This is a genomic window from bacterium (assembly GCA_021372775.1).
Classification (GTDB): Bacteria; Acidobacteriota; Polarisedimenticolia; order J045; family J045; genus JAJFTU01.
Window position 1 is genome coordinate 1 of sequence record JAJFTU010000383.1, and the last position, 3,272, is coordinate 3,272.

4 protein-coding genes are annotated in these 3,272 nt (G+C 74.1%); 2 read left to right on the forward strand and 2 right to left on the reverse strand.

Translation table 11 applies throughout. The annotated features are described in order from the left end of the window. A partial coding sequence (locus LLG88_12645; protein ID MCE5247753.1) for a hypothetical protein occupies window positions 1-540 on the forward strand: 540 nt, incomplete at its 5' end. 161 nt (window positions 541-701) lie between these two features. On the opposite strand, the gene LLG88_12650 is transcribed toward LLG88_12645, so the two are convergent. Both LLG88_12650 and LLG88_12655 read right to left on the reverse strand, forming a co-directional pair. Next, the gene (locus LLG88_12650) at window positions 702-1,400 is read right to left on the reverse strand and encodes a hypothetical protein (GenBank protein ID MCE5247754.1); all 699 of its coding nucleotides are present in this window, start codon (window positions 1,398-1,400) and stop codon (window positions 702-704) included. Between the two features lie 175 nt (window positions 1,401-1,575). Next, the gene (locus tag LLG88_12655; protein MCE5247755.1) at window positions 1,576-2,811 is read right to left on the reverse strand and encodes a CinA family nicotinamide mononucleotide deamidase-related protein; all 1,236 of its coding nucleotides are present in this window, start codon (window positions 2,809-2,811) and stop codon (window positions 1,576-1,578) included. A gap of 66 nt (window positions 2,812-2,877) precedes the next feature. Here LLG88_12655 and LLG88_12660 point away from each other — a divergent pair. After that, on the forward strand, window positions 2,878-3,272 hold a 395-nt coding region (locus tag LLG88_12660; protein ID MCE5247756.1), incomplete at its 3' end, for an acetyl-CoA carboxylase carboxyl transferase subunit alpha.

Sequence of the window (3,272 nt, forward strand, 5' to 3'; positions counted from 1 at the left end):
GCGCGCTGGCTGCCGGGACTGCGGCACGGTTCGGCCGGCGACGTGCGCGCCGCGGCGGCGGCGGCCCTCGCCGCGGCGGCCGCCCTCGGCGCCGACGACGATCTGCGCGCGGCTCTCGTGCACGCCGCGACGACGTGCCCGGAGCGGGCGGCGGAGAGGGCGGAGCGGGTCGCGCTGCCGTCCCGCGCGCGGCGCGCGCTGCTCGAGGGGATGGCGCAGTCGCGCCGTCTGGAACGGCTGCTGCGCGAGGCTGCGGACGACGCGGCGCTCGTGCGCGCGGCGTTCCGCGCGGCGCCGGGAACGCTGCTCTGCGCCGCGGCGTTCGCCGGGGCGGCGTCGCTGGAGCGCGCGGCGCGGGCGCGGCGGCTGATCGACGCGCATCCGCCGCTGCTCGCGGCGCGTGAACTGATCGATCTCGGCGTACCGGCGGGGCCGGAGCTGCAGGATTGGCTGGCGCGTCTGGCGGGGGAGCGGGCCGCGGGCCGCGTCGCCGATCGCGCGGCGGCGGTGGCGCTGATTCTCGATCGACGACCGACTTGATTCGCGCGCAATCCTGCCTTTCTCGACGAAAGGCAAGGTTGCGCGGAAATTGGGTCGGGCGGCAGGCGCGGTGGAATCTTGAGCGGGGACACGAGAATCGGAGCGCGCCAGCCGCCCCTACGGCAAACGGTGACGGGCGCGCCTCGCGGCGCGCCCGTATGTCATTCGAAGATTTTGTCGAGGCTCTGATACGCGGTGTGGACGTTTTCGAAGGCGGCCTTGACGGCGTCGTCCTTCGGGGCGGAGCAGCTCTTGGCGAGGCCGTCCACGGCGGCGACGAGGCCCGCGCGGGCCTGGTCGTAGGCGGCCTGCTTCGGCGCCTGGCGCTGGGAGAGCTTCGCGCCGGCGAGCGCGGCGGCCCGCTCCTTCAGCGTGGGCGCGGCGGCGCAGAGCGCCTTGACGTCGTTCTTCGGCAGCGACTCGTGATAGAGCGAGTAGAGCGCGGAGTGAAAGACGTCGAGCTCCTTCACCGCCGGACGCACGATCCGCACCAGCCCTTCGTAGCGGGCGTGCAGCTTCTCGGCGGCCGCGAGCAGCTTCTGGCCGTCGCGGGCCGCGGCCGCGGCGTCGTACTCCGCGGCGGCTTCCTTGAACGCCGCGATCCCCGTGTCCCACGCCGAACGCCGCTCGCGCAGCATCCCCGGGAGTTCGGCCTTCGCGATCGCCGCGACGCCGGCGCGGACGTCGGGGGCGTACTTCACGAGCAGGTCCACGTCCTTGGCGGGCCAAGCCTGATGCCAGATCGGGAAGATGACTTCGTGGAACGAGCCGAGGGCGGGAACGTCGGACGACGGTTCGGACGCGAAGGCGCCGAACGCGGCGGCGGCGGCGACGAGCAAGGCGATCGTGACGCGGCGCATGAATTCTCCTCTTCGGGCGGGACGCCTAATCCTAACCCGCAATACGCGAAACCGTAGGGGAGGCTGGCGCGCCCCGACGATCGTCGGACCGCTCAAGTCTCCTCCGCGCCTGCCTCCCGACGCCCAATACGCGAAACATTGCCTTGCGTTTCGCGGGCAAGGATTCGCGTACCCCTCAGCGCAAGAGCGTCAGGAGCTGGTGGAGCGCGTAGTTGGCGGCGAGGTCCATCAGCGTCGGGCGGTCGACGTTCAGCGAGAGCTTCCGCGTCTCGGTCCGCTCCGGCGTCGAGGCCGCGACGTAGACGAGGCCGACCGGCTTCGTCGGCGTGCCGCCGTCGGGACCGGCGACGCCGGTCGTGGCGACCGCGCAATCGGCGCCGATCGCCCGCCGCGCCCCTTCGGCCATCGCCGCGGCGCACTCCGCGCTGACCGCGCCGTGCCGCGCGAGAATCTCCGCGGGCACGCCGAGCAGCCGCTCCTTGACCTCGTTGGCGTAGGCCTCGATTCCCCCGCGGAAGTAGCGCGACGCCCCGGGCACCGAGACGATCTTCCGCGCCGCCGAACCTCCGGTGCACGATTCCGCGGCGGCGAGCGACCACCCGCGCGCCAGCAGCTTCTCCGCGAGCACCTCTTCCGCGAGACGCCCGTCGAGGCTCACGAGGTACGGCCCGAGGCCGGCGCTCAACGCGGCGCGCGCCTCGTCGGCGAGCGCGTCGGCGTTTTCGGCGGGCGGGGCGGTGATCGTGAAGGTGATCTTGAGCACGCCGGACATCGGCAGGATCGAGACGGCGACGCCCGGTCGCTCGTACCACGGCAGCAGCGTCGGCTCGGCGTCCGCCTCCGGCAGGCCGGTGGCGACCGCGTGGACGACGCGCACGAGCGGCCGGTTCGGGAAGCGGCGCGCGAGCCGCGGCGCGAGCTCCTCCGCGAACATCGCCGAGAATTCGCGCGGCGGGCCGGGGAGCAGCGCGACGACCTTGCCGCCCTGCTCGACGAGCGAGCCGCAGGCCAGGCCGCGCGGGTTGGGCAGCATCTCCGCCCCTTCGACGATCAGCGCCTGGCGGCGGTTGATCGCCGAGAACGGTCGTCCGCGCGAGACGAGCCGCTGTTCCAGCGCGGCGGCCCACGTCGGATCCTCGACGACGCCCCGGCCGAGCGCGAGCGCCGCGCCGTCGCGCGTCAGGTCGTCGCCGGTCGGGCCGAGGCCGCCGGAGAAGATCAGGATGTCGGCCATCGCGAGGGCGGCCTTCGCCGCCGCGGCGATCGAGGTCGTCGTGTCCTCGACGCGCGCGTTGAAGACGAGCGGAATGCCGAGTTCGGCGAGCCCTTGCCTGGCGACCGGCCCGTCCGCGTCCCGGCGGTCGGGATCGAGCATTTCGGAACCGACGACGATCAACGCTGCGGTGGCCATGGCGTCCTCCGGAGCGCCGACGATAGCCCGCGCCTTCGCCCGCGGCCAGCGCGGTAGAATCGGCGCATGGACTTGGCGTTCGAGCGGACGATCCAGGCGTTGGAACGGCGCGCGGCCGTTCTCGCCGCGGCGGCGGAGCGCGATCCGGCGGCGGCCGCGGAGCTCGTCTCCGCGCGCGCCGCGCTCGACGCCGAGCGGGCGCGGGTCTTCGCCGCGCTCACGCCGATCGAGCGGCTCGCGCTGGCGCGCCACCCGCGCCGTCCGTATCCGCTCGACTACGTCGCCGCGCTCGTGGAGCGGTTCGTCGAGCTGCACGGCGACCGCCGCGAGGCCGACGACCCCGCCGTCGCGGCCGGCTTCGGCGTCTTCCGCTCGCGCCCCGTCGCGGTGATCGCGCTGCAGAAGGGGCGGAGCGTGCGCGAGAAGGTGCAGCGCAACTTCGGCCGGCCGCGCCCCGCGGG